Origin of the sequence: Priestia sp. JSM ZJ58 (assembly GCF_044383985.1) — a bacterium.
In the GTDB taxonomy this organism is placed as follows: domain Bacteria; phylum Bacillota; class Bacilli; order Bacillales; family Bacillaceae_H; genus Priestia; species Priestia zanthoxyli.
In genome coordinates this window covers 352,687-375,004 of the sequence record NZ_JBISEM010000002.1, presented here as the reverse complement: position 1 = coordinate 375,004, position 22,318 = coordinate 352,687, and the positions used below count along the sequence as shown (strand labels likewise).

The 22,318-nt window shown below is 37.5% G+C and carries 20 protein-coding genes and 1 rRNA gene; 13 read left to right on the top strand and 8 right to left on the bottom strand.

The features are described from left to right. The 7 genes from ACH6EI_RS23230 to dnaA form a co-directional block, all read right to left on the bottom strand. A 16S ribosomal RNA gene (locus ACH6EI_RS23230) occupies positions 1-219 on the bottom strand; the annotation flags it as partial. A 265-nt stretch (positions 220-484) separates the two neighbouring features. Next, a complete protein-coding gene (gene gyrA / locus ACH6EI_RS23225; RefSeq protein ID WP_028411909.1) occupies positions 485-2,995 on the bottom strand; it encodes a DNA gyrase subunit A in 2,511 nt (836 codons plus the stop codon). Positions 2,996-3,121: 126 nt separating this feature from the next. Next, entirely contained in the window at positions 3,122-5,038 is a 1,917-nt protein-coding gene (gene gyrB, locus ACH6EI_RS23220) for a DNA topoisomerase (ATP-hydrolyzing) subunit B (RefSeq protein WP_028411910.1), read from the bottom strand. 240 nt (positions 5,039-5,278) lie between these two features. Further along, positions 5,279-6,397: a DNA replication/repair protein RecF gene (recF, locus tag ACH6EI_RS23215; RefSeq protein WP_013054823.1), complete on the bottom strand. Its 1,119-nt coding sequence runs from the start codon at positions 6,395-6,397 to the stop codon at positions 5,279-5,281. 14 nt (positions 6,398-6,411) lie between these two features. Further along, positions 6,412-6,627, bottom strand: coding sequence for a S4 domain-containing protein YaaA (gene yaaA / locus ACH6EI_RS23210; protein ID WP_013054822.1), 216 nt, complete (start codon positions 6,625-6,627; stop codon positions 6,412-6,414). A 100-nt stretch (positions 6,628-6,727) separates the two neighbouring features. Then, positions 6,728-7,864: a DNA polymerase III subunit beta gene (gene dnaN, locus ACH6EI_RS23205; protein ID WP_013054821.1), complete on the bottom strand. Its 1,137-nt coding sequence runs from the start codon at positions 7,862-7,864 to the stop codon at positions 6,728-6,730. Positions 7,865-8,050: 186 nt separating this feature from the next. Continuing rightward, the gene (dnaA, locus tag ACH6EI_RS23200; protein WP_028411911.1) at positions 8,051-9,394 is read right to left on the bottom strand and encodes a chromosomal replication initiator protein DnaA; all 1,344 of its coding nucleotides are present in this window, start codon (positions 9,392-9,394) and stop codon (positions 8,051-8,053) included. A 754-nt stretch (positions 9,395-10,148) separates the two neighbouring features. Between dnaA and rpmH the strand changes: the two genes are divergently transcribed. The 10 genes from rpmH (at position 10,149) to ACH6EI_RS23150 (ending at position 19,361) form a co-directional block, all read left to right on the top strand. Then, positions 10,149-10,283: a 50S ribosomal protein L34 gene (gene rpmH / locus ACH6EI_RS23195; RefSeq protein WP_013059930.1), complete on the top strand. Its 135-nt coding sequence runs from the start codon at positions 10,149-10,151 to the stop codon at positions 10,281-10,283. A gap of 110 nt (positions 10,284-10,393) precedes the next feature. Further along, positions 10,394-10,747 carry a ribonuclease P protein component gene (gene rnpA / locus ACH6EI_RS23190; protein ID WP_013059929.1) on the top strand — a complete coding sequence of 118 codons (354 nt, stop codon included), beginning with the start codon at positions 10,394-10,396 and terminating at the stop codon, positions 10,745-10,747. Between the two features lie 115 nt (positions 10,748-10,862). Further along, complete coding sequence (gene spoIIIJ / locus ACH6EI_RS23185) at positions 10,863-11,627, top strand: YidC family membrane integrase SpoIIIJ (RefSeq protein WP_028411912.1); 765 nt, start codon at positions 10,863-10,865, stop codon at positions 11,625-11,627. After that, positions 11,624-12,253 (top strand): RNA-binding cell elongation regulator Jag/EloR, encoded by a 630-nt coding sequence (gene jag, locus ACH6EI_RS23180; protein WP_028411913.1) that lies wholly within the window; start codon positions 11,624-11,626, stop codon positions 12,251-12,253. The genes spoIIIJ and jag overlap by 4 nt, the downstream gene beginning before the upstream one ends. A gap of 308 nt (positions 12,254-12,561) precedes the next feature. After that, positions 12,562-13,950: a tRNA uridine-5-carboxymethylaminomethyl(34) synthesis GTPase MnmE gene (mnmE, locus tag ACH6EI_RS23175; RefSeq protein WP_028411914.1), complete on the top strand. Its 1,389-nt coding sequence runs from the start codon at positions 12,562-12,564 to the stop codon at positions 13,948-13,950. Positions 13,951-13,972: 22 nt separating this feature from the next. Continuing rightward, the gene (mnmG, locus tag ACH6EI_RS23170) at positions 13,973-15,862 is read left to right on the top strand and encodes a tRNA uridine-5-carboxymethylaminomethyl(34) synthesis enzyme MnmG (RefSeq protein ID WP_013059925.1); all 1,890 of its coding nucleotides are present in this window, start codon (positions 13,973-13,975) and stop codon (positions 15,860-15,862) included. 30 nt (positions 15,863-15,892) lie between these two features. Then, positions 15,893-16,609, top strand: a complete 717-nt coding sequence (gene rsmG, locus ACH6EI_RS23165) for a 16S rRNA (guanine(527)-N(7))-methyltransferase RsmG (protein ID WP_013085565.1) — start codon at positions 15,893-15,895, stop codon at positions 16,607-16,609. A 135-nt stretch (positions 16,610-16,744) separates the two neighbouring features. Next, a complete protein-coding gene (gene noc / locus ACH6EI_RS23160; protein WP_013059923.1) occupies positions 16,745-17,620 on the top strand; it encodes a nucleoid occlusion protein in 876 nt (291 codons plus the stop codon). Between the two features lie 117 nt (positions 17,621-17,737). Further along, complete coding sequence (locus tag ACH6EI_RS23155; RefSeq protein WP_013059922.1) at positions 17,738-18,520, top strand: ParA family protein; 783 nt, start codon at positions 17,738-17,740, stop codon at positions 18,518-18,520. After that, positions 18,492-19,361, top strand: coding sequence for a ParB/RepB/Spo0J family partition protein (locus tag ACH6EI_RS23150; protein ID WP_013059921.1), 870 nt, complete (start codon positions 18,492-18,494; stop codon positions 19,359-19,361). Before ACH6EI_RS23155 ends, ACH6EI_RS23150 begins: the two co-directional genes overlap by 29 nt. A gap of 32 nt (positions 19,362-19,393) precedes the next feature. Here ACH6EI_RS23150 and yyaC read toward each other — a convergent pair whose 3' ends face one another. Then, positions 19,394-20,014: a spore protease YyaC gene (gene yyaC, locus ACH6EI_RS23145; RefSeq protein ID WP_028411915.1), complete on the bottom strand. Its 621-nt coding sequence runs from the start codon at positions 20,012-20,014 to the stop codon at positions 19,394-19,396. A gap of 86 nt (positions 20,015-20,100) precedes the next feature. Between yyaC and ACH6EI_RS23140 the strand changes: the two genes are divergently transcribed. The 3 genes from ACH6EI_RS23140 to ACH6EI_RS23130 all read left to right on the top strand — a co-directional run bounded on the left by ACH6EI_RS23140 (position 20,101) and on the right by ACH6EI_RS23130 (position 22,287). After that, on the top strand, positions 20,101-21,114 hold the full coding sequence (locus tag ACH6EI_RS23140; RefSeq protein WP_028411916.1) for a YkvI family membrane protein: 1,014 nt from the start codon (positions 20,101-20,103) through the stop codon (positions 21,112-21,114). Positions 21,115-21,181: 67 nt separating this feature from the next. Continuing rightward, a complete protein-coding gene (locus ACH6EI_RS23135; protein WP_028409761.1) occupies positions 21,182-22,075 on the top strand; it encodes a mechanosensitive ion channel family protein in 894 nt (297 codons plus the stop codon). Positions 22,076-22,089: 14 nt separating this feature from the next. Next, positions 22,090-22,287: a DUF951 domain-containing protein gene (locus tag ACH6EI_RS23130; protein ID WP_013059917.1), complete on the top strand. Its 198-nt coding sequence runs from the start codon at positions 22,090-22,092 to the stop codon at positions 22,285-22,287. Positions 22,288-22,318: the final 31 nt, after the last annotated feature.

The window sequence follows — 22,318 nt, the reverse complement described above, 5'->3', positions numbered from 1 at the left end:
AAACCATCTTTCAATCATCTCCCATGAAGGAGAAGATCCTATCCGGTATTAGCTTCGGTTTCCCGAAGTTATCCCAGTCTTACAGGCAGGTTGCCCACGTGTTACTCACCCGTCCGCCGCTAACGTCTTAGAAGCAAGCTTCTAATCAGTTCGCTCGACTTGCATGTATTAGGCACGCCGCCAGCGTTCATCCTGAGCCAGGATCAAACTCTCCGAAGAAATGTTTGACTTGCTCGTTTAAAAAAATAAAAATTAACGTTGACGTTTACTATTTCGTTCAGTTTTCAAAGAACTCTTGTCTTAAAGCGACTCCTATATAATAACACTTTATAAGAATCATTGTCAACACTTTTATATAACTTTTTTTAAAACTACTAAAAAACTTATATGTGTTTTGCTGACTTTTTATATATTACCAAAATAAAAAGCCTATGGCAAGGTTTTTTTACATAAAAAAAAGCCCCTGCTTTTTCAGGGGCTTTTTTTATTCTTCCGTTTCTTCAGCTTCAATTATTATATCTGTCTCTTCATGTTCATCTAATTCATCTAATACTTCGTCTTCATCTTCTGAAGTTTGTACTTTTGCAACCGTTGAAACAAACTCTTCGTCTCCTAAACGGATGACTTTGACACCTTGTGTGTTACGGCCCATTTGTGAAATATCTGAAACAGAAACACGGATAAGAACGCCGCTTACTGTGATAAGCATAATATCTTCTTCTTGAGATACGCATTTCAGTGCGACAACATCACCATTTTTATCAGTGATATTACATGTTCTTAAACCTTTACCGCCTCTTGTTTGTACACGATATTCCTCAATCGGCGTACGTTTTCCGTAACCATTTTTCGTAATGATCAAGATATCTGATTGTTCTTCGAGAATCTCCATACCGATTACTTCATCTTCTGAATCGAGAGTAATCCCTTTAACTCCAGTAGCTGTACGTCCCATTGAACGAACATCATTTTCATTAAAACGAATTAACATACCCTTCTTCGTTCCAATAACCATATCGCGCTTACCATCTGTCAATTTAACAGAAATCAATTCATCTTCTTCTCTTAAATTCAAGGCGATAAGTCCGCTATTTCGAATGTTCTCAAAAGAAGATAAAGGTGTACGCTTAGAAATTCCTTGTTTTGTAGTAAAGAATAGATACCAATCGTCTACAAATTCATCGACGCGAATGATGGCATTTACCCATTCACCTTTGTCTACTTCTAATAAGTTAATAATAGGTATCCCTTTAGCTGTTCTTCCATACTCTGGAATTTCGTATCCTTTCGTACGGTAAACTTTTCCCTTATTTGTAAAGAAGAGAATCGTATCATGAGTAGACGTTGTTAGAAGATGTTCAACGAAATCATCTTCGTTTGTATTCATTCCTTGAATACCTCTTCCGCCTCTTCGCTGACTCTTATACGTAGAAACAGGCAAACGTTTAATATAGCCGTTGTGCGTTAAGCTAATAACAATATCTTGGCGAGGAATCAGATCCTCGTCTTCGATAATTTCAGCTCCTCCGCTTACGATTTCTGTTCGACGGCCGTCATTGAATCTTTCTTTTACTTCTATTAGTTCTTCTCTAATAATTTCTAATACTTTTTCTTCATCTGCTAAAATAGCCTTTAATTCAGCAATTAGCGCTAATAAAGATTGATATTCCGCTTCAATCTTCTCTCGCTCTAATCCTGTTAAACGCTGCAGGCGCATATCCAAAATAGCTTGCGCTTGTTTTTCAGATAACGAAAACTGCGTCATTAATCCTTCACGTGCAATATCTGTTGTTTGAGAACCTCTAATTAAAGCAATAACAGCATCTAAATTATCAAGAGCAATCTTTAAACCTTCTAAAATATGCGCGCGTGCTTCGGCTTTTCGAAGTTCAAATTCAGTACGACGACGAATCACCACTACCTGATGGTCTAAATAGTACTGTAGACATTGCTTTAAGTTCAATACTTTTGGCTGTCCATCTACTAATGCAAGAGTATTAATACCAAAACTTGTTTGAAGAGATGTCTGCTTATATAAGTTATTTAATAAAACATTTGCATTTGCATCACGTCTTACTTCAATAACAATACGCATACCCGAACGGTCAGACTCATCTCGTAAGTCCGTAATTCCATCAATCTTCTTATCACGAGCTAGCTCGGCAATTTTTTCAATTAGCTTTGCTTTATTTACTTGGTATGGAAGTTCATGAACAATAATAGTTTGTTTACCATTGTTTTGTTCTTCAATTTCTACTTTTGCGCGAACAATAATAGAACCTTTCCCAGTTTCATAAGCTTTACGAATCCCGCTGCGGCCAAGAATTTGTCCTGCAGTTGGGAAATCCGGTCCTGGAATAATCTCCATTAACTCTGCAATTGTGATATCAGGGTCTTGACTTACAGCTAAAACGCCGTCAATGACTTCCCCTAACTGATGCGGAGGAATATTTGTCGCCATACCTACCGCAATTCCGGCTGAACCGTTTACAAGTAAATTTGGAAATCTAGCAGGTAATACAATTGGTTCACGTTCAGAACCGTCATAGTTATCTTGATAATCAATTGTATCTTTATTGATGTCACGTAACAGTTCCATCGAAACTTTTGACATTCTTGCTTCTGTATAACGCATAGCTGCTGCTGCATCTCCATCAACAGATCCAAAGTTTCCATGACCGTCAATTAGCATATAACGATAGCTAAAATCTTGTGCCATACGAACCATTGTTTCATATACAGCTGAGTCACCGTGTGGGTGATACTTACCAATTACTTCTCCTACGATACGAGCTGATTTTTTATATGGCTTATCCGATCCCATACCTAAATCATTCATTGCATATAAAATACGACGGTGCACGGGCTTAAGTCCGTCTCTTACATCTGGTAAAGCACGCGATACAATTACGCTCATTGCATAATCTAAAAAGGATGCGCGCATTTCTTGACTAATATTTACTTCTCTTATTTGAGAGTTTGGTTTATCTGACATCGATAAGAACCTCCTTCGCGAAGTTCAGTATAGTAATTCATATATATGTAAACGCAGGATAGAACCTATCTCTATCCTGACGTTTATATACCCTTTATAAAAAATATAAAGGGTATTACCGTTCATTTAAATATCGAGATTTTTTACGTACTGAGCATTTTCTTCAATGAAATTACGGCGCGGTTCTACTTTGTCGCCCATTAAAATTTCAAATGTCTCATCAGCTTCAATTGCATCTTGCAAGTTCACCTGAAGAAGGGTACGGAATTCTGGATCCATTGTTGTTTCCCATAATTGTTCAGGATTCATCTCTCCTAAACCTTTGTAACGCTGAAGGTTTGGTTTTGCGCCTTCAGGGAAAGAAGCTAATACCTCTTCTAATTGACGATCGTTGTACGCGTACTCTACTTTTTTACCTTGTGAAACTTTGTAAAGCGGCGGCTGGGCAATGTACACATATCCGTGCTCAATAATCTGTCTCATATAGCGATAGAAGAACGTTAGAAGAAGCGTACGAATATGCGCACCATCTACGTCTGCATCTGTCATAATCACAATTTTATGGTAGCGGGCTTTCGAAATATCAAAATCGTCACCAATACCCGTTCCTAGAGCGGTAATGATTGTACGAATTTCGTTATTAGATAAAATTTTATCTAAACGCGCTTTCTCTACGTTGATAATCTTACCGCGCAAAGGCAAAATAGCTTGGAAATGGCGGCTTCTTCCCTGCTTAGCTGAACCTCCGGCAGAGTCACCCTCTACTACATAAAGTTCGCTAATAGAAGGATCTTTTGATGAACAATCTGCTAATTTACCCGGTAAGTTTGAAATTTCAAGCGCGCTTTTACGTCTTGTAAGCTCACGAGCTTTTTTAGCTGCCATTCTTGCTCTTGCAGCCATTAAACCTTTTTCAATTACCTTTTTCGCCACAATAGGGTTCTCTAGCAAGTAAGTTTCTAAGTGTTCTGCAAACACAGAGTCAGTAATTGTTCTTGCTTCACTATTTCCCAGCTTTGTTTTTGTTTGTCCTTCAAACTGCGGATCTGGGTGCTTAATAGAGATAATAGCTGTAATTCCTTCACGAACATCTTCACCCGTTAAATTGGCGTCACTATCTTTAAATACGCTGTTTTTACGTGCATAGTCGTTAATTACACGCGTTAACGCTGTTTTAAATCCTGCTTCGTGCGTTCCACCTTCATATGTGTGAATGTTGTTTGCGAAAGAATATAAATTACTTGTGTAGCTATCGTTATATTGAATAGCAATTTCTACAGAAATGTTGTCTCGATTACCTTCAATATAGATCGGCTCTTCGTGAATCACTTCTTTCGAACGGTTTAAGTGTTCAACGTAAGACTTAATTCCGCCTTCGTAATGGTATTCACGTCTTTTATCTTCTTCACGTTTGTCTTCAATCGTAATTTTAATGCCGCGGTTTAAGAAAGCTAACTCACGCAGACGATTGGCTAACGTATCAAAATCGTATTCAAGCGTTTCTGTAAAAATTTCACCGTCTGGATGGAATTGAATAACAGTACCTGTTTTATCTGTTTCTCCAACTACTTTTAAGTCAGCAGCCGGTACACCTCGTTCATATTTTTGATAATGAACTTTACCGTCACGATGTACGTGTACTTCCAAAGAGGTAGAAAGTGCGTTAACAACTGAGGCACCTACACCGTGTAATCCACCAGATACTTTATAGCCGCCGCCGCCAAATTTACCTCCGGCATGAAGAACCGTTAAGATAACTTCAACAGCAGGTCTGCCCATTTTTTCTTGAATACCAACTGGAATTCCACGACCGTTATCTTTGACTGTAATACTATTATCCTTTTCGATAATAACATTAATTTCATCGCAATAGCCGGCCAGCGCTTCATCAATACTATTATCTACAATTTCCCATACAAGATGATGTAAACCCTTTGCGCTCGTCGATCCAATATACATCCCCGGACGTTTACGAACAGCTTCTAATCCTTCTAATACTTGTATCTGATCAGCTTCATATGCTTGTACTTCTTTTTGTTCCATCGTCAAATGTATCACCTACACTTTTTTTTAACAGCAAACTGCTGTATTTATCATTTTGTATTATGTTTTTCGAATATTATGTGGAAATAATACGGAGCCTTTAATGTATTTGCCATTTGTTTACTTATGCACAAAATTTTCATAATCGAGGGTACGAGTTGAAATATATAGACTTAAAACTATAATGATATCATATTTCAGTTAGATTGCCTTGTGAAAAGTTTTTAGACAGATCAATTGCTATTTGACCTTTTGAATTTGGCCAGCTTCTACATGATATGTAGCGGCTTTTTCTAAGGTCTCGTGATGAATTCCTTCAATGCTCGTTGTCGTTACAAACGTCTGAACTTTTCCTTGGATGGTATTTAGCAAGTGTGATTGACGAAAATCATCTAATTCAGACAATACGTCATCTAAAAGCAAAATTGGATATTCACCTACTTCTTGATGAATTAACTCAATTTCAGCAAGCTTTAACGATAAAGCAGTCGTCCGCTGTTGCCCTTGTGAACCAAATGTTTGAACGTCTTTTTCATTAACGTAGAAAAGAAGATCATCACGGTGTGGTCCTGCTAAGGTGACACCTCTATCAATTTCTCTACTTTTTATTTTATCAAACTTTTGATGATATGCTTCTAACATTTTCGACAAATCTGCATCTTCTGATACATCAATTGAATTCTTATACTCAATTTTTAATGTTTCTAAGTCTCGACTGATCCCTTTATGAATAGGCTCTGCCCACTGTTGGAGTAACTGTAAAAACTCAAAACGTTTTTTTAAGATTTTCGCTGCCATTTCACTTAACTGTAACGTAAGTACGTCTAAAAGTGAAAGATCCGTTTGTTTTTTTGTCTGCAGCTGCTTCAAATATTGATTTCTTTGCTGCAAAATCTTTTGATACCTGCTTAAATCATGCATGTAAACAGGCGAAACTTGACCAATTTCCATATCGATAAATTTGCGCCTTACTTGCGGACTCCCTTTAACTAGGTTCAAATCCTCCGGAGCAAACATGACAGTGTTAATTGACCCTATATATTGACTGAGTTTTTTCTGCTCAATGTGATTATATTTTGCTTTTTTCCCTTTTGTTGAGATGACTAAATCCAGTGTAACGGGCCCTCTATGCTTTTCTACAATGCCCGATAGCTTTGCATACTCACAGTCCCATTTAATTAATTCTTTATCGTTGGATGTACGATGAGATTTAGCCATAGATAATACGAAGATCGATTCCATCACGTTTGTTTTACCCTGTGCGTTTTCACCCAAAATGACGTTTACTTTATTTTCAAAGGGAATCGTTGTCTTCGTATAGTTTCGGTAATTTGTTAAAGTAATTTCTTTAATATACAAACGTTTCACCAACTTTAAGTAATAACAACAAATGATCCTGCAGCCGGTATATCCACTTCGTCATTTGCATATAATTTACGTCCGCGGCGCTCTTCTAGCTCCCCGTTCACATATACTTCGTGCTCACTTAAAAACCATTTTACCATTCCACCTGTTTGAATGACGTCTGCTAGTTTTAAAAACTGGCCAAGCGTAATGTATTCAGTTGAAATTTTAACCTCTGTTTTCATGCGACTCTCTCACTTTCTAATGATGTATCTCTATTTTACTAAATAATTCTTCTTGAGAAAAGAAAGCTACTAGTACGGCATGCTAGTAGCTTTCTGAGATTTAATATGTTCGCACTGGTAAAATCAGCTGCAGCATTGAATCATCCTCTAATGTTCGAATGACAAATGGACGCATCGCACCAGTGAAGTTAATTTTGATATCTGTTCCTTCGAGCGCTTTTAATGCGTCTAACATATATTTTGCGCTAAAAGAAATTTTTAATTCTTCTCCTGAGATAGACTGACTTTGTACCTCTTCAATTACTTTTCCGATTTCAGGAGAGTTAGAAGAAATTTCAACAATTCCTTCATCTAGCGTAGATAGTTTTACTACGTTGTTTCTTCCTTCACGAGCTAATAAAGAAGCACGGTCAATCGATTGTAAAAATTCTTTTACGTTCAATATAACATCCGTTTTACTATCGGCTGGGATCAATCTTGAAGTGTCAGGATAATTTCCGTCCAGTAATCTTGAGAAAAATAGTAAGTGTTTTGTTTTGAATAATACTTGATTTTCCGTGATAACGATGTCTACTAATTCATGAGAATCATCAAGGATCTTACTGAATTCACTTAAACTTTTACCTGGAATAACCACATTATACGTTGCTTCATTTCCAGTTTCAATGGTCGCTTTTCGCAAAGCTAGACGATGACTGTCAGTGGCAATACACGTTAATTCTTTGCCGTCGACTTTCCAGTTTACACCTGTCAAGATAGGTCGTGTTTCTGAGGTGGACACTGCAAAGACAGTTTGTCGAATCATGTTTTTTAATAAGTCTGTCGGTAATCTAAACATGTTGTTTTCTTCGATCTGTGGCAAATGAGGATACTCTTCTGCATCTAAACCATTTAAGTTAAATTCAGCTTTTCCTGAACGAATGATTGTTAAAAAGTGACTTTGGACGTCCAATTCTACGATGTCTTTAGGAAGCTTTTTGACGATTTCACTAAAGAAACGAGCTGGGAGAACAACGCTTCCTGGTTTTTGGATATCAACAATCTCTTTTCCTTCTTCCTCGTTTGGAATAAACGATTCAATAGAGATATCGGAATCACTTCCGGTTAAAGTAACACCTTCTTCAGTCGCTACAATTTTAATCCCTGTTAAAATTGGAATTGTTGTTCTAGAAGATACAGCTTTCATAACGTCTTGAACGCTTTGAACTAGGTAGTCTTTCTGTATGATAAATTTCATAATAATTAATCCTCCTTAAAAGTAGGTTTAAAAGCTTATTATTTATTATATTTTAAGATAGTAGTAGTAATAGGGGCTGTGGAAATGTGGATAACCCCTAAAAACGTGAGAACACAGCCTATCCACATGTGGACAGACTGTGTACAATCCTAACTCACTTATACACAAAATACAAGTAAAAAAAGCCTATATTTTTAGTGATTCACTTATTTCTTTAATTTGTTTTTGTAGGTCAGTATCTGTTTGAACAAGTTTTGAGATTTTTTCATGAGCATGGATGACCGTAGTATGGTCTCGCCCGCCAAACTCTTCTCCAATTTTAGGAAGCGAAAAATCCGTTAGTTCGCGAGAAAGGTACATGGCAATTTGTCGAGGAAACGCTACTGACTTTGTACGTTTCTTCGCTTTGAAATCATCTAATTTTATATTAAATTCTTGTCCAACAATCTGTTGAATATCTTGAATCGTAATAACCCTAGGTTTTGAACTAGGAATGATATCTTTTAATGCTTCTGCTGCTAAATCAGCGTTTATATCTTTATTAATTAGTGAAGAATAAGCTACTACGCGAATAAGTGCTCCTTCTAATTCTCTGATATTTGAATCAATCTGATTGGCGATATAAAGCATAACTTCATTTGGAATAACTAAGCCGTCCGCTTTTGCTTTTTTACGCAAAATAGCAATTCGTGTTTCCAAATCTGGTGGTGTGATGTCTGTAATAAGGCCCCATTCAAAGCGAGAACGAAGTCGATCTTCAAGTGTAGGAATTTCTTTCGGCGGTCGATCACTTGAGATGACAATCTGCTTGCTTTCTTCATGAAGCGTATTAAACGTATGGAAAAATTCCTCTTGTGTCTGCTCTTTACCCGCTAAGAATTGAATATCATCAATCAGTAAAACATCTACATTGCGGTATTTGTTGCGGAATTCTACTGCTTTATTGTCACGAATAGAGTTAATAAACTCATTTGTGAATTTTTCAGATGATAAGTACACGACTTTAGCGGCAGGATTATGATCTAACACATAGTGGCCTATTGCGTGCATCAAGTGTGTTTTACCTAATCCTACTCCCCCGTAAATAAAAAGCGGATTATACGCTTTAGCCGGCGCCTCTGCTACTGCTAAAGAAGCTGCATGGGCAAAACGATTCCCAGATCCGATAACAAATGTATCAAAGGTATACTTCGAATTTAGCATACTTTGAGGGAATTCTGCTCCTTCGTCTTTATTGACTTTCTTTTTAGGAGTTTGAATATCGAATTCTTCCTCGGCCTGGTTAGGAGGAATAATAAATTTCACATCTAACTCTTCCCCCGTAAGGTCGTAAAGTGTTTCAGCAATTAAATTAGAATACCTAGATTCTAACCAGTCCCGTGCAAAATCATTAGGCGCAGTAATAATGAGCGTGTCTCCTTGCAAAGCATGAGCTTTTGTCGATTTGAGCCAGGTTTCAAAACTAGGTTTGCTTAATTTTTTTTCAATTTGATCTAAAGCTCTGTTCCATAAATCATGAATGTTTTCCAACGAGTAACCCCTCCTTTTTCTAGTTTTCATGCGCTTTGTACAACCCTTGTACAACCTGTACAAAACCTTATGCATAAAAAATTTATATTTATACAATTGCTATTATGTGGGTAAATATATATTATAGAAGAAAGCCGACTATTCGACAGATTCCACATGGTGTGGATAACTTTATACAGTGATAGTGGAAATGATGTCCACAAGTTGTCCACAGTTTGTGGATAAAAACCAACTGTGGAAAAGTAATTAAGAGTGAAAACAAAAATATAATATCAAAGAATTCGGCATGATGCAATGAATTTTCGAAACTTATCCACAATCACTACACCTTGTGGAGAAAAGTTTTCCACAACACAAGATAGTGTGCATGAGTTGTCGATAAGAAATGGAAAAGTAGAAAAATGTCGAAAAAACTTATCCACAAAGGTTTAAGAGAAGAATTTGAATAAAAAAGAGGCTTTTTATAACATTTATTGTTGTAGTTTTGTTCAGTAACGATGCGATCGCAGCTGGTAGAGAAAGAAAAAGAGATGAAAAGGAAAAATTTTTTCTTTAATAAATCAATGAATTTTGTTGATTAGGTATAGACAATTGGGTTATAAAGATATTAGAATGAAGAAGATTGAGTAAAACAGATAATGAAACCAAGAGATTGAAAATTTTATTTTTTAAATAACATTGACATCTTCTTAGTCTTTTCATTATAATTGCAAGGACTGTCTTTTTCAGTTATTCCTCGAGGAGGTGTTTATAGATGAAAAGAACTTACCAACCAAACAAACGTAAGCACAGTAAAGTACACGGTTTCCGCGCTCGTATGAGCTCAGCGAATGGACGTAAAGTTTTAGCTCGTCGTCGTCGTAAAGGAAGAAAAGTATTATCAGCATAATAGACCACTGACGCCAGTGGTCTTTTTTCGCTTTCTAAGGCTAAAATCACCTCTGTTCCTGTAGGGACTACATAAAAGCATGACCTGAAAAAGGGCAGGAGTTGTTAAAAATGAAAAAAAGATATCGTATAAAAAAGAATGATGAATTTCAAACCGTTTTTAAAAAGGGCAAGTCCGTAGCGAATCGCCAATTTGTCTTGTATGTTCTAGACAAACCGGATCAAGAACATTTCCGCGTAGGATTCTCCGTGGGCAAAAAGATTGGAAATGCCGTAACTCGTAATCGAGTTAAGCGCCTTGCTAAACAAATTATGTTTGAATTCACACCGTATTTAAAGCAAGACAAAGATTATATTGTAATTGCAAGGCAGCCTGCTGCAACAATGAGCTATGAAGAAATTAAAAGCAGTTTGCAGCATGTCTTTAAGCGTGGCAAATTACTTACACATAGACAAAACGATTAATAAACAATAGAAGAAAAGCCTTTAATAGCTGTTGTTTTTCTACCGCATCCTTATATAATGGATTTTGACGCACTTTCAGAATTGAAAGGTGAACATGTAGAAGGAGGAAAAACAGGTGAAGAAGAAGTTGTTTTTAGGGATAACGCTTATCTTTCTATTAACTGTTTTAGCGGGTTGTACGGAAATGAACCAACCTATTACAGATGATAGTAAAGGTTTTTGGAATGAGTATGTTGTGTATCCGCTGTCATTAGTCATTACGTATCTGGCGGAGGTATTTAAAAGCTATGGAGTTGCGATCATCGTTGTCACGATCCTGATTCGCTTACTTATTCTACCGCTTATGATCAAACAGATGAGAAACACGAAAGCAATGCAGATGCTTCAGCCCGAAATGCAGAAGTTAAAGGAGAAGTACAGTTCAAAAGATGCCCAGACGCAGCAGCAATTGCAGAAAGAAACGATGGCATTATTCCAAACTTACGGAGTAAATCCTTTAGCTGGGTGCTTCCCAATTCTAATTCAAATGCCCATTCTTATTGGGATTTTCCACGCGATTACACGAACTTCGGAAATCGCAAACAACAGCTTTTTATGGTTTGATTTAGGTGCGCGTGATCCGCTATTTATCTTACCAATTGTCGCAGGAATCACAACGTTTATTCAGCAAAAGATGATGATGGCCGGAAATGCAAATCAAAATCCTCAAATGGCTATGATGCTTTGGATTATGCCGATCATGATTGTGGTTTTTGCAATCAATTTTCCAGCCGCCTTATCTCTTTATTGGGTAGTGGGAAATCTATTTATGATTATTCAAACCTACTTCATTAAAGGGCCAGACTTAAAACAAGCGAATATTGAAGGGGTTAAAAAATGAACGAAATCACAATTACGGCCCAGACGATTGAAGCTGCTGTTCAAGAAGCATTAAATGCTTTAGAAGTAGAGCGAAATCAAACAAATGTAGAAATAATTGAACCAGGTAAAAAAGGATTTTTAGGAATCTTTAAGGGAAAACCCGCAGTTGTAAAAGTTACAAAAATAGTTGACCCTGTAGAGGAAGCGGTTCATTTTATTACAAATGTTAGCCGTGAAATGGGGATTTCGATTCATACGAACGTCAAAAAAACCTCCAGAAACTGCATAATTGAGATTAGTAGCGATTCAGCGGGAATGTTGATTGGAAAACATGGACAAACCCTCAATGCGCTCCAGCTTCTCACACAATTGGTAGCTAATCGATACAGTCAGCAATTTTTAAATGTTGTCTTAAATCCAGAAGGCTACCGGGAAAAACGAAAAGAAATGGTCGAAAAACTGGCATTAAAAATAGCTAATCAGGCGATTAAAACGAATCGATCTGTTCAACTAGAACCAATGCCTTCCCATGAAAGAAAAATGATTCACCAAGCGTTAGCTAAAAATTCTTTAGTTGAGACACAATCCGTTGGCAAAGAACCCAAAAGAAGTATTTTGGTTCAGCCAGTTGCCAAAAAGCACTAGCAAAATAAGCTAGTGCTTTTTTATATGCTTATTTTTATCGATCCAGCGTTCAAAAAAATCAAGATGCATACGTTGTTATTCACATGTGGATAAGTTAAAATAGTACATACTGCCTGTTTTTCTTGCTGTGCATAACAGAAGAACGTTAGAGATGTTCCAAATCGGTGAATTGTGGTATTCTATTTATTTGGTTCATACAAATCACGGGCCTTAAAATAGATGTTTTTGTTCGTAGAAAATTGTTAACGATGATAGTATATAACATCGTTTAAAATAAAAGGTTTATAAAATGAAATGAGGTGAAGTTGGTGCTAGATTTTGATACAATTGCGGCCATTTCTACACCAATGGGAGAAGGAGCTATTGCCATCGTCCGCCTGAGTGGTGAAGAAGCAATTACGATTGCAGATCGTATCTTTAAAAGCGTTTCGAATAAACGATTAACAGATGTAGCTTCTCATACTATTCACTACGGTCATATCGTAGATCCCAAGACGGAGCAAGTCGTTGAAGAAGTGATGCTTTCCATTATGAAAGGTCCTAAGACATTTACTAGAGAAGACATTATTGAAATTAACTGTCACGGAGGAATTGTATCCGTTAATCGTGTGCTGCAGTTAGTTATTGCAAATGGTGCCCGTTTAGCCGAGCCAGGTGAGTTTACAAAACGAGCATTTTTAAATGGTCGAGTAGACTTATCACAAGCAGAAGCTGTAATGGATTTAATTCGTGCCAAAACAGATAAAGCGATGAATATGGCAATTGGCCAAATGGAAGGGCGTTTGTCCAAGCTAGTACGTCATTTACGCCAGGAAATTCTCGAAACACTTGCCCATGTAGAGGTGAACATTGACTATCCAGAATATGACGATGTAGAGGAAATGACTCACCAAGTGTTGATCGAAAAAGCTTCAAATGTACGCCAAGAAATTGATAAGCTTCTTCAAACCTCTCATCAAGGGAAAATTTTAAGAGAAGGATTAGCTACGGTTATTATTGGACGTCCTAATGTAGGGAAATCTTCTCTTCTAAATAGTTTAGTGCAAGATGCAAAGGCTATTGTCACAGACATTCCTGGAACGACGCGAGATGTGATCGAAGAGTACGTTAATGTGCGAGGAGTTCCTCTACGATTAGTTGATACAGCTGGAATTCGTGAAACAGAAGATATTGTAGAACGAATTGGTGTGGAACGCTCCCGTCAGTATTTGAAAGAAGCGGATTTAATTTTGCTTGTGTTGAATTTCAATGAAGAATTAACGGACGAAGATAAAAAGCTATTTGAAGCTGTAGAAGGCATGGACGTTATTGTCATTGTGAATAAAACAGATCTTGAGCAAAAAATTAATCTAGAGGAAGTGCAGCAATTTGCTGGTGATCATCCAGTAGTGACGACTTCGCTTCTTCAAGAACAAGGAGTGGATCAGCTTGAAGAAGCAATCGCAGCTCTTTTCTTTGAAGGAACAATTGAATCTCAAGATTTAACATATTTATCTAATACGAGACATATTGCGCTTTTAACGCAAGCAAGAGGAGCTATCGATGAGGCCATCACAGGTATTGAAAGTGGTGTTCCAATCGATATTGTCCAAATTGATTTAACAAGAACGTGGGAACTATTAGGTGAAATTATTGGTGATGCTGTTCACGAAAGCTTAATTGATCAGTTGTTCTCTCAATTCTGTTTAGGAAAATAGATTATTAAAGGAGGCTACTATTATGCAATATGAAGGTGGACAATATGATGTTATTGTCATTGGAGCAGGTCATGCAGGATGTGAAGCGGCGCTTGCTTCTGCGCGTATGGGTGCTAAAACGTTAACGTTGACCATCAACTTAGACATGGTGGCGTTTATGCCCTGCAATCCTTCTGTAGGTGGTCCTGCAAAAGGTATTGTCGTACGTGAAATTGATGCTCTTGGCGGAGAAATGGGTAGAAATATCGATAAAACTCATATTCAAATGAGAATGTTAAACACAGGAAAAGGTCCGGCTGTTCGAGCACTTAGAGCTCAAGCAGATAAATTTGCTTATCAGCATGAAATGAAAAAAACGTTAGAAAATGAAGAAAACCTAACCCTTATGCAAGGCATGGTAGAACAGTTAATCGTAGAAGACGGTGTATGTACAGGTGTTGTCACTCAAACGGGAGCTGTGTATAAAGCTAAAACAGTTGTTATTACGACAGGAACATTCTTACGCGGGGAAATTATTTTAGGTGAACTAAAATACTCAAGCGGTCCTAACAATCAACAACCGGCTATTAAGCTTTCTGAACACTTAGAGGAGTTAGGACTGGACATGGTCCGTTTTAAAACAGGAACTCCACCTCGTGTTAATAGCTCAACTATCGATTACAGCAAAACGGAGATTCAGCCTGGGGATGATGTGCCTCGTGCTTTCTCATATGAAACAACACAGTACATTACAGATCAATTGCCTTGCTGGTTAACATATACAAGTGAACAAACGCATCAAATTATTGATGACAACCTCCACTTATCCCCTATGTATTCTGGGATGATTAAAGGTACTGGACCACGCTACTGTCCATCTATTGAAGATAAGGTTGTGCGCTTTAATGATAAACCGCGTCACCAAATTTTCTTAGAGCCAGAAGGACGAAATACGCAAGAAGTGTATGTTCAAGGACTATCAACAAGCCTTCCTGAGCACGTACAGCGTCAAATGCTTGCAACAATTCCTGGTCTTGAAAAAGTCCAAATGATGCGTGCGGGCTATGCTATTGAATATGATGCAATTGTTCCGACTCAGTTATGGCCAACGCTGGAAACGAAGAAAATTAAAAATCTTTATACGGCTGGACAAATTAACGGAACGTCTGGTTATGAAGAAGCTGCAGGCCAAGGTCTTCTTGCCGGAATTAACGCGGGAAGAAGAGCGCTGGAACAAGAAGAAGTCATCTTAGGACGTTCTGATGCTTACATCGGTGTATTGGTGGATGATTTAGTAACAAAAGGAACAAATGAACCGTATCGTCTGCTAACATCGCGTGCAGAATATCGTTTATTGCTTCGTCACGACAACGCTGATTTACGCCTCACTGAAATTGGTCGTGAACTAGGATTAATCAGCGATGAGCGCTATGCTAAATTTGAACAAAAGAAAGCGGAAATCGAGCAAGAGAAGAAACGTCTTTTCTCTTTTATTATTAAGCCGAATGAAGCTGTTCAACAACTGATTAAAGAAGCTGGCGGCAGCGAATTAAAAGATGGCATTCGTGCGACAGATTTACTTCGCCGCCCTGAAATGACGTATACTCATATTCATCAATTAGCACCAGCGGATGAGACGGTAGATCCTGAAGTAGCTGAACAAGTAGAAATTCAGGTGAAATACGAAGGATATATTCAGAAATCACTTCAACAAGTTGAACGCTTGAAGAAGTTAGAAAACAAAAAGATTCCTGATTATATCGATTATGATGCAATTAACGGTTTAGCTACAGAAGCCCGTCAAAAATTAAACCAAGTGCGTCCACTAACGGTAGCGCAAGCTTCACGTATTTCTGGAGTCAACCCAGCTGATATTTCAATCTTGCTTGTTTATATTGAACAAGGGCGCATCGCTAAAGTATCAAATGATTAAAACTCTTAGGCGCGAAGAAAGGGAAACTCAATGAATATTCAACAGTTTCAACAGCTATTAGAAGAAAAGGGAATTTCTCTTTCTTCTAAACAGCTGAATCAATTTGAAAAGTATTATCAAGTTTTAGTGGAATGGAACGAAAAAATGAATTTAACTGCTATCACTGATCACGGTGAAGTGTATGAAAAGCATTTTTACGATTCTATTTCAGCTGCTTTTTTTCAAGACTTTACAGAAATTGAATCCATGTGTGATGTAGGGGCAGGAGCAGGATTTCCAAGTATTCCGATCAAAATTTGTTTCCCGCATTTGCATGTAACCATTGTTGATTCGTTACAAAAGCGTATTACGTTTTTGACGCATCTTGTAAATGAGCTTGAACTAGACAATGTCACACTATGTCATGATCGAGCTGAAACATTTGGTAAAAAAGAAACGATTCGCGAGTCATTCGATCTTGTAACAGCAAGAGCCGTGGCACGTATCTCGGTTCTTAATGAATTTTGCTTACCGCTTGTTAAAGAACAAGGACGCTTTTTAGCAATGAAAGGTGCTTCTGCCCCTGAGGAATTAAAAAATGGGGAAAAATCATTTCAAGTATTAGGTGGAAAAGTGAAGTCGATTGAACATTTCCAATTGCCTTTGGAGCAAAGTGAACGTTACATTATTTTAATAGATAAAATAAAGAAAACGCCTAAAAAATATCCTAGAAAACCTGGTACCCCAGTTAAGCTTCCATTAGAGTAGGCGGTAAATAGATAGAGAAGAAAATGTTTCATATGAAACATTTTCTTCTCTATATTTTCTGTTTAGAAAGCAGGATATGATTAAAAAACATCGAATTAGTTTAAGGCGGGATTTTCCTGAAGGTGGTGTGGGACTATGAAATCTGCTTTTTCACGTTTTTTTAATTTAAAAGAAAAAGATGAGGATATTCATGTAGAGATTGAAACTGTCCAAGATGAAAATGTCGAAAAAGTTTTAAGAGATGAAGTAAAACAAATTAGGGTTTCAAGTATTATTCCGAATCGTTATCAGCCGCGTACTGTGTTTAATGAAGCAAAAATTGAAGAGCTAGCTCTTACTATTCATACACACGGTATTATTCAACCTATTGTGGTTCGACCGACTGAGGGCGAAGAATACGAATTAATTGCTGGAGAACGCCGGTGGAGAGCTGTACAAAGCTTAGGATGGGATACGGTTCCTGCAATTGTGAAACATTTTAACGATACAGAAACGGCCTCTGTGGCTTTAATAGAAAACTTACAACGTGAAGAGCTAACGGCTGTCGAAGAAGCACTAGCCTACGCAAAGTTAATTGAGTTACATAATCTTACCCAAGAGGCATTAGCTCAACGTTTAGGAAAAGGCCAATCCACAATTGCAAACAAGCTTCGTTTGTTAAAGCTTCCTGTTGAAATACAAGAAGCAATCAAACAAAAATTGATTACAGAGCGACATGCGAGAGCGCTCATTCCCCTCAAAAATCAAGAAAAACAACTTCAAGTATTAGCTGAGATTATTGAAAAACAATTAAATGTAAAACAAACGGAAGATCGAGTAGTTAAATTGTTAGAAACGCAGGTTAAAAAGCCAAAAGCAAAAAGAAAAGCGTTTAGTAAAGATACGCGTATCGCAATGAATACAATCCGTCAATCGTTGACAATGGTTAGTGACAGCGGTATTTCATTAAACACAGAAGAAGAAGAGTTTGATGAATATTTTCAGTTTACTATTAAGATTCCGAAAAAATAAAGAAATAGCCCTCATCTTTTTTTGATGAGGCTTTTTTATCAAAGTTTTTCGTCAGAAAATTCAATGAACAATAAAACTGTCTGGACAAATGGGATGGAAATGAAAGTAGGTGACAACATGGGGAAAATTGTGGCAGTTGCGAATCAAAAAGGCGGGGTTGGAAAAACAACAACCGCTGTTAATTTAGGCGCTTGTTTAGCTGAACAAGGAAAAAAGGTTCTACTTGTAGACGGAGATCCACAGGGTAACGCTACGAGTGGAGTTGGCATAGATAAAGCAGATGTAGATGAATGTATTTACAATGTAGTAGTGGAAGATATGGAAGCCAAAAACGTTGTGCGTTCAACAGCCGTCGAAAATTTATCAATCATTCCCGCGACCATTCAATTAGCTGGTGCAGAAATTGAATTAGTGTCGACTATTTCACGTGAAGTTCGACTTAAGAGAGCTTTAGAAACGGTGAAAGATCACTTTGATTATGTTATTATTGATTGTCCCCCTTCTCTTGGTTTACTGACATTAAATGCGTTAACTGCAGCTGATTCTGTTTTAATACCTGTACAGTGTGAATATTATGCGCTTGAAGGATTAAGTCAATTGCTAAATACCGTTAGATTAGTCCAAAAACATTTGAACAATCAACTGCGTATCGAAGGTGTATTGCTTACTATGCTTGACGCACGCACAAATTTGGGACTCCAGGTAACAGCAGAAGTGAAGAAGTACTTTCAGGATCGGGTTTATCAAACGATTATTCCTCGAAATGTTCGTTTGAGCGAAGCACCTAGTCATGGTGAACCAATTATCTTATATGATGCAAGATCTAGAGGGGCCGCAGTTTATACGGAACTTGCAAAGGAAGTGATTTATAATGGCGAAAGGATTAGGGAAAGGAATTAATGCCTTATTTTCAGGCTTAGATGCACAGGCTGATGATTCAATTCAGGAAGTTGCTATTCACGAACTTAGACCCAACCCCTATCAACCACGTAAAACGTTTAATAAAGAAGCAATTAATGAGTTAAAGCAATCCATTTTACATCATGGCATCTTACAGCCTATTGTAGCTCGCAAAAGCATTAAAGGCTATGAAATCTTAGCGGGTGAAAGACGATTTAGAGCTGCTAAAGAAGCTGACCTTGCTACTGTTCCTGTCATTATAAAAGACTTTTCAGAAAAGCAAATGATGGAACTAGCTTTGTTGGAGAATTTACAGCGTGAAGATTTGACGCCAATTGAAGAAGCAACCGCTTATCAATTGCTTATGGATAAGCTCGATATGACACAGGAGCAACTTGCTACACGACTAGGAAAAAGCCGACCTCATATTGCTAACTATGTTCGCCTCTTGCAACTGCCTGAGGAAATTCAAACCCTCATTTCTACTAATGAATTGTCTATGGGACACGGGCGTACGCTAGTCGGTTTAAAAAATAAAGCTCTTCTACCTAAAGTAGTTGAAAAAATACGCAAGGAACAATTAAATGTCAGACAGCTAGAGGCTTATATTGCTCACTTAAATAAAGCCGTTCCACGTGAAACATCAAAAACCAAAAAAGATAAAGATTTATTCATAAAACAAAGTGAAACACAGCTCCGTGAGCGCTTTGGTACCTCCGTTCATATTACACAAAGCAAGAAAAAAGGAAAAATTGAAATCGAATTTTTCTCTAAAGAAGATTTAAACCGTCTTCTTGAATTATTTAATGATCTTTCTCAGACCAATAAATCTTCTGTATAAAAAAGGTTGTCCTAGTTTTAGGACAACCTTTTTTATTGTTTATAGTGTCTTACAGTTTGGTAAACCGGAGAAGCATTAAACTCTTTCTCTCGTTCGTTGTGTACAGTCTCAATGCTTTTCGCAATTAAATCGGCAATGCACATAACAAGATGAAGCCTCGTATTTTGCAAGACGAAAAACTCCATAAATCCGCTCACGTTGACAACCCCTGTTATATGAATATCCCCGACTGGCGGCAATTCTTTATTAACCCCTGCTCCTGGTTTAACGGGTCCTATTCCAAGTGATGCAGAGCCTACGCTTTTCATACGACCTAAACAAGCATCAATTCCAATAATAAAAGGATTCGGGAAAAGCTTTTGAATATGTTTTAACGTTTCTTTCAAATTAACAGCATGAACAGGCTCTTCTAACGTTCCAAAAATATGAAAAGATGAAACCTTTTTTTCATTCAGTTTCGTTCCGACTAATGGACCCAATGAGTCCCCAGTTGAACGGTCCGTTCCAATACATACAAAAACAATTGGTCTGTCTTTCTGTGCTGGAAGTAAAGATAGTAACTGTGTACTCAGCTTCTTTATAGCAGATTCTTCATCATGAAATACGCGGGTTGAATGTTGTGTCTTCTCAAAGAAGGGAGATTTTAAATTCATAGGGTCCACTCCTTATACATAATAGTAACAGTATACGAAGATTTTGAAGATTCTATACATATATTTCATAGATTGGGGGAAAATCGATGTGGAGAGCAGGATGTAAATGGATATTCTTAATTATGGGAACCATGATAGGCGCTGGATATGCTTCAGGGAGAGAGCTATGGCAGTTTTTTGGCGAAGAAAGCGGACTTGCTATTTTTCTATTTTCTATTATTTTTGCGATTTCTTGCAATGTGATTATGCAAATCAGCTATCGCTACCGAACCAATCAATTTTACCCAGTGCTTATTGAATTAATAGGAAAGAAATGGGCTGCAGCCTACGACGTTTTAATCGTTTTTTATTTGTTTACGACGACGGTGATTATGATCGCAGGCGGCGGGGCGACATTAGAAATGTGGCATGTTCCTTACTGGTGGGGAATTGGTGCTCTTAGTGCGTTGATTGTCTTTGTTTTTTCAAGAGGATTAAGTGGACTGCTTTCTATCAATTCTTTCGTTATGCCAATCTTAATGATTGGACTAGCTGGCGTACTTCTTACATTTGTTTTACGTCATCCTGGAGTAACTAATTGGCATCTTCAGCATAATTGGCCTGCTGCTTTTACCTTTACGGCTTTGAATATTCTTCCTCTCGTCGCGGTATTATCTACAATTGGAAAGGAAATTAAAAGCAAAAAAGAGATTTATATTGCAAGTGTTGGCAGTGGTTTTTTATTAGGAGGTCTCTCCTTTATTTATAATGAATCACTTATTCAAGTTTCAGGGCTTCTTTCCTCTTATGAAATTCCATTATTCGCTATTCTTAAAGATTTTCCTTATATGATGACGTTTTTAATGAGCATTGTTTTGCTTATCGCAATTTATACGACAGCCGTTTCGGGAATTTTAGGATTGACCGCTCGTTTTCATACTGAAAAGGTGCAATCTCTTTGGAAACTGGCAGCCTGCTGGCTACTTTTAATGATTCCCTTTACAAAGGTAGGGTTTTCTACTTTGATTGCCGTTTTGTATCCAATGTATGGAATCGTCAATTTATTTCTAGTAACAGCCGTTCTGTTGTATCCATTTCGAAATCGCTACAAAAGTTCGTAGAAACTTGCTACAATAGGTTAAAACTTTCTCATATGCAGATTATGTTACGTTAGGAGCTACATGTAGTATGAATTCGTTGAAGTCGGTTTTTAAGAACGTGTTTGAGCCATTTTTTCAAGAAGAAACGTGGGCACATATTGGAGAGGGATTTATAAAAATTCTGTTGATTCTACTTATTTCCATGTTTTTAATTCGAATTGGAAAGAAAGCGTTAAATAAATTCGTAGAGGTTCGCACAAATAGCCCTCTGCGTATTTCTGAGCGACGAGAAGCTACGATGGTCCGTTTGCTTCAAAATATTTTTTCTTATGCCATTTATTTCGTTGCGGGAGTTATGATTTTAGAAACGTTATCGGTAGATGTCCGTGGATTGCTAGCGGGGGCTGGAATCGTAGGGCTCGCGGTAGGGTTTGGTGCTCAAAACTTAGTGAAAGACATCATCACGGGGTTTTTTATTATCTTTGAAGATCAGTTCTCCGTTGGCGATTATGTTCGAGTAGGAACATTTGAGGGGACTGTGGAAGAAATTGGGTTGCGCACCACGAAGATTAAGAGTTGGACAGGCGAAATTAATATTTTACCCAATGGCAGTATTGTAGAGGTCACTAATTTTTCGTTACATAACAGCGTAGCTTTCGTTGATGTAAGCATTTCTTATGAAGAAAACATACAAAAAGCAGAACAAGTGATTTTAGACCTGTTAGAAGAATTGCCAAGTCGCTATGAAGATATGGTGAAAACGCCTGAACTGCTGGGGGTTCAAAATATCCATGCAACTGAAGTCACAATGAGGATTACAAGCGAAGTAAAACCAATGAGACATTTCCATATTTCTCGTATGATTCGTAAAGAAGTGCGTACAAGGCTAAATGAACATGGAATTGAAGTTCCATTTCCACGTATGGTTATGTATAATCGTACAGAAGAAGCACAGCATTCGTCGACGTTGAAAGGGACATAAGGAGGAGAGAGCTGATGACGGAAAAAGAATTTGGTTTAAATGACGTTGTGGAAATGAAAAAACCTCATCCTTGCGGTACAAATGAATGGAAAATCATTCGAATGGGAATGGATATCCGTATTAAATGTGAAGGCTGCGGCCATAGCGTAATGATTCCAAGACGTGATTTTGCACGTAAAATGAAAAAAATTCTTGTAAAGCATGAGGAATAACCTCATGCATTTTCTATGTTTATGCCTTATA

Excerpts from the sequence above, each read along its gene's own strand:
- gyrA (WP_028411909.1), bottom strand. The coding sequence starts at position 2,995 with ATGTCAGATAAACCAAACTCTCAAATAAGAGAAGTAAATATTAGTCAA.
- gyrB (WP_028411910.1), bottom strand. The coding sequence starts at position 5,038 with ATGGAACAAAAAGAAGTACAAGCATATGAAGCTGATCAGATACAAGTA.
- yaaA (WP_013054822.1), bottom strand. The coding sequence starts at position 6,627 with ATGAAAACAGAGGTTAAAATTTCAACTGAATACATTACGCTTGGCCAG.
- dnaN (WP_013054821.1), bottom strand. The coding sequence starts at position 7,864 with ATGAAATTTATCATACAGAAAGACTACCTAGTTCAAAGCGTTCAAGAC.
- rpmH (WP_013059930.1), top strand. The coding sequence starts at position 10,149 with ATGAAAAGAACTTACCAACCAAACAAACGTAAGCACAGTAAAGTACAC.
- rnpA (WP_013059929.1), top strand. The coding sequence starts at position 10,394 with ATGAAAAAAAGATATCGTATAAAAAAGAATGATGAATTTCAAACCGTT.
- jag (WP_028411913.1), top strand. The coding sequence starts at position 11,624 with ATGAACGAAATCACAATTACGGCCCAGACGATTGAAGCTGCTGTTCAA.
- mnmG (WP_013059925.1), top strand. The coding sequence starts at position 13,973 with ATGCAATATGAAGGTGGACAATATGATGTTATTGTCATTGGAGCAGGT.
- rsmG (WP_013085565.1), top strand. The coding sequence starts at position 15,893 with ATGAATATTCAACAGTTTCAACAGCTATTAGAAGAAAAGGGAATTTCT.
- noc (WP_013059923.1), top strand. The coding sequence starts at position 16,745 with ATGAAATCTGCTTTTTCACGTTTTTTTAATTTAAAAGAAAAAGATGAG.
- ACH6EI_RS23155 (WP_013059922.1), top strand. The coding sequence starts at position 17,738 with ATGGGGAAAATTGTGGCAGTTGCGAATCAAAAAGGCGGGGTTGGAAAA.
- ACH6EI_RS23150 (WP_013059921.1), top strand. The coding sequence starts at position 18,492 with ATGGCGAAAGGATTAGGGAAAGGAATTAATGCCTTATTTTCAGGCTTA.
- yyaC (WP_028411915.1), bottom strand. The coding sequence starts at position 20,014 with ATGAATTTAAAATCTCCCTTCTTTGAGAAGACACAACATTCAACCCGC.
- ACH6EI_RS23140 (WP_028411916.1), top strand. The coding sequence starts at position 20,101 with ATGTGGAGAGCAGGATGTAAATGGATATTCTTAATTATGGGAACCATG.
- ACH6EI_RS23135 (WP_028409761.1), top strand. The coding sequence starts at position 21,182 with ATGAATTCGTTGAAGTCGGTTTTTAAGAACGTGTTTGAGCCATTTTTT.
- ACH6EI_RS23130 (WP_013059917.1), top strand. The coding sequence starts at position 22,090 with ATGACGGAAAAAGAATTTGGTTTAAATGACGTTGTGGAAATGAAAAAA.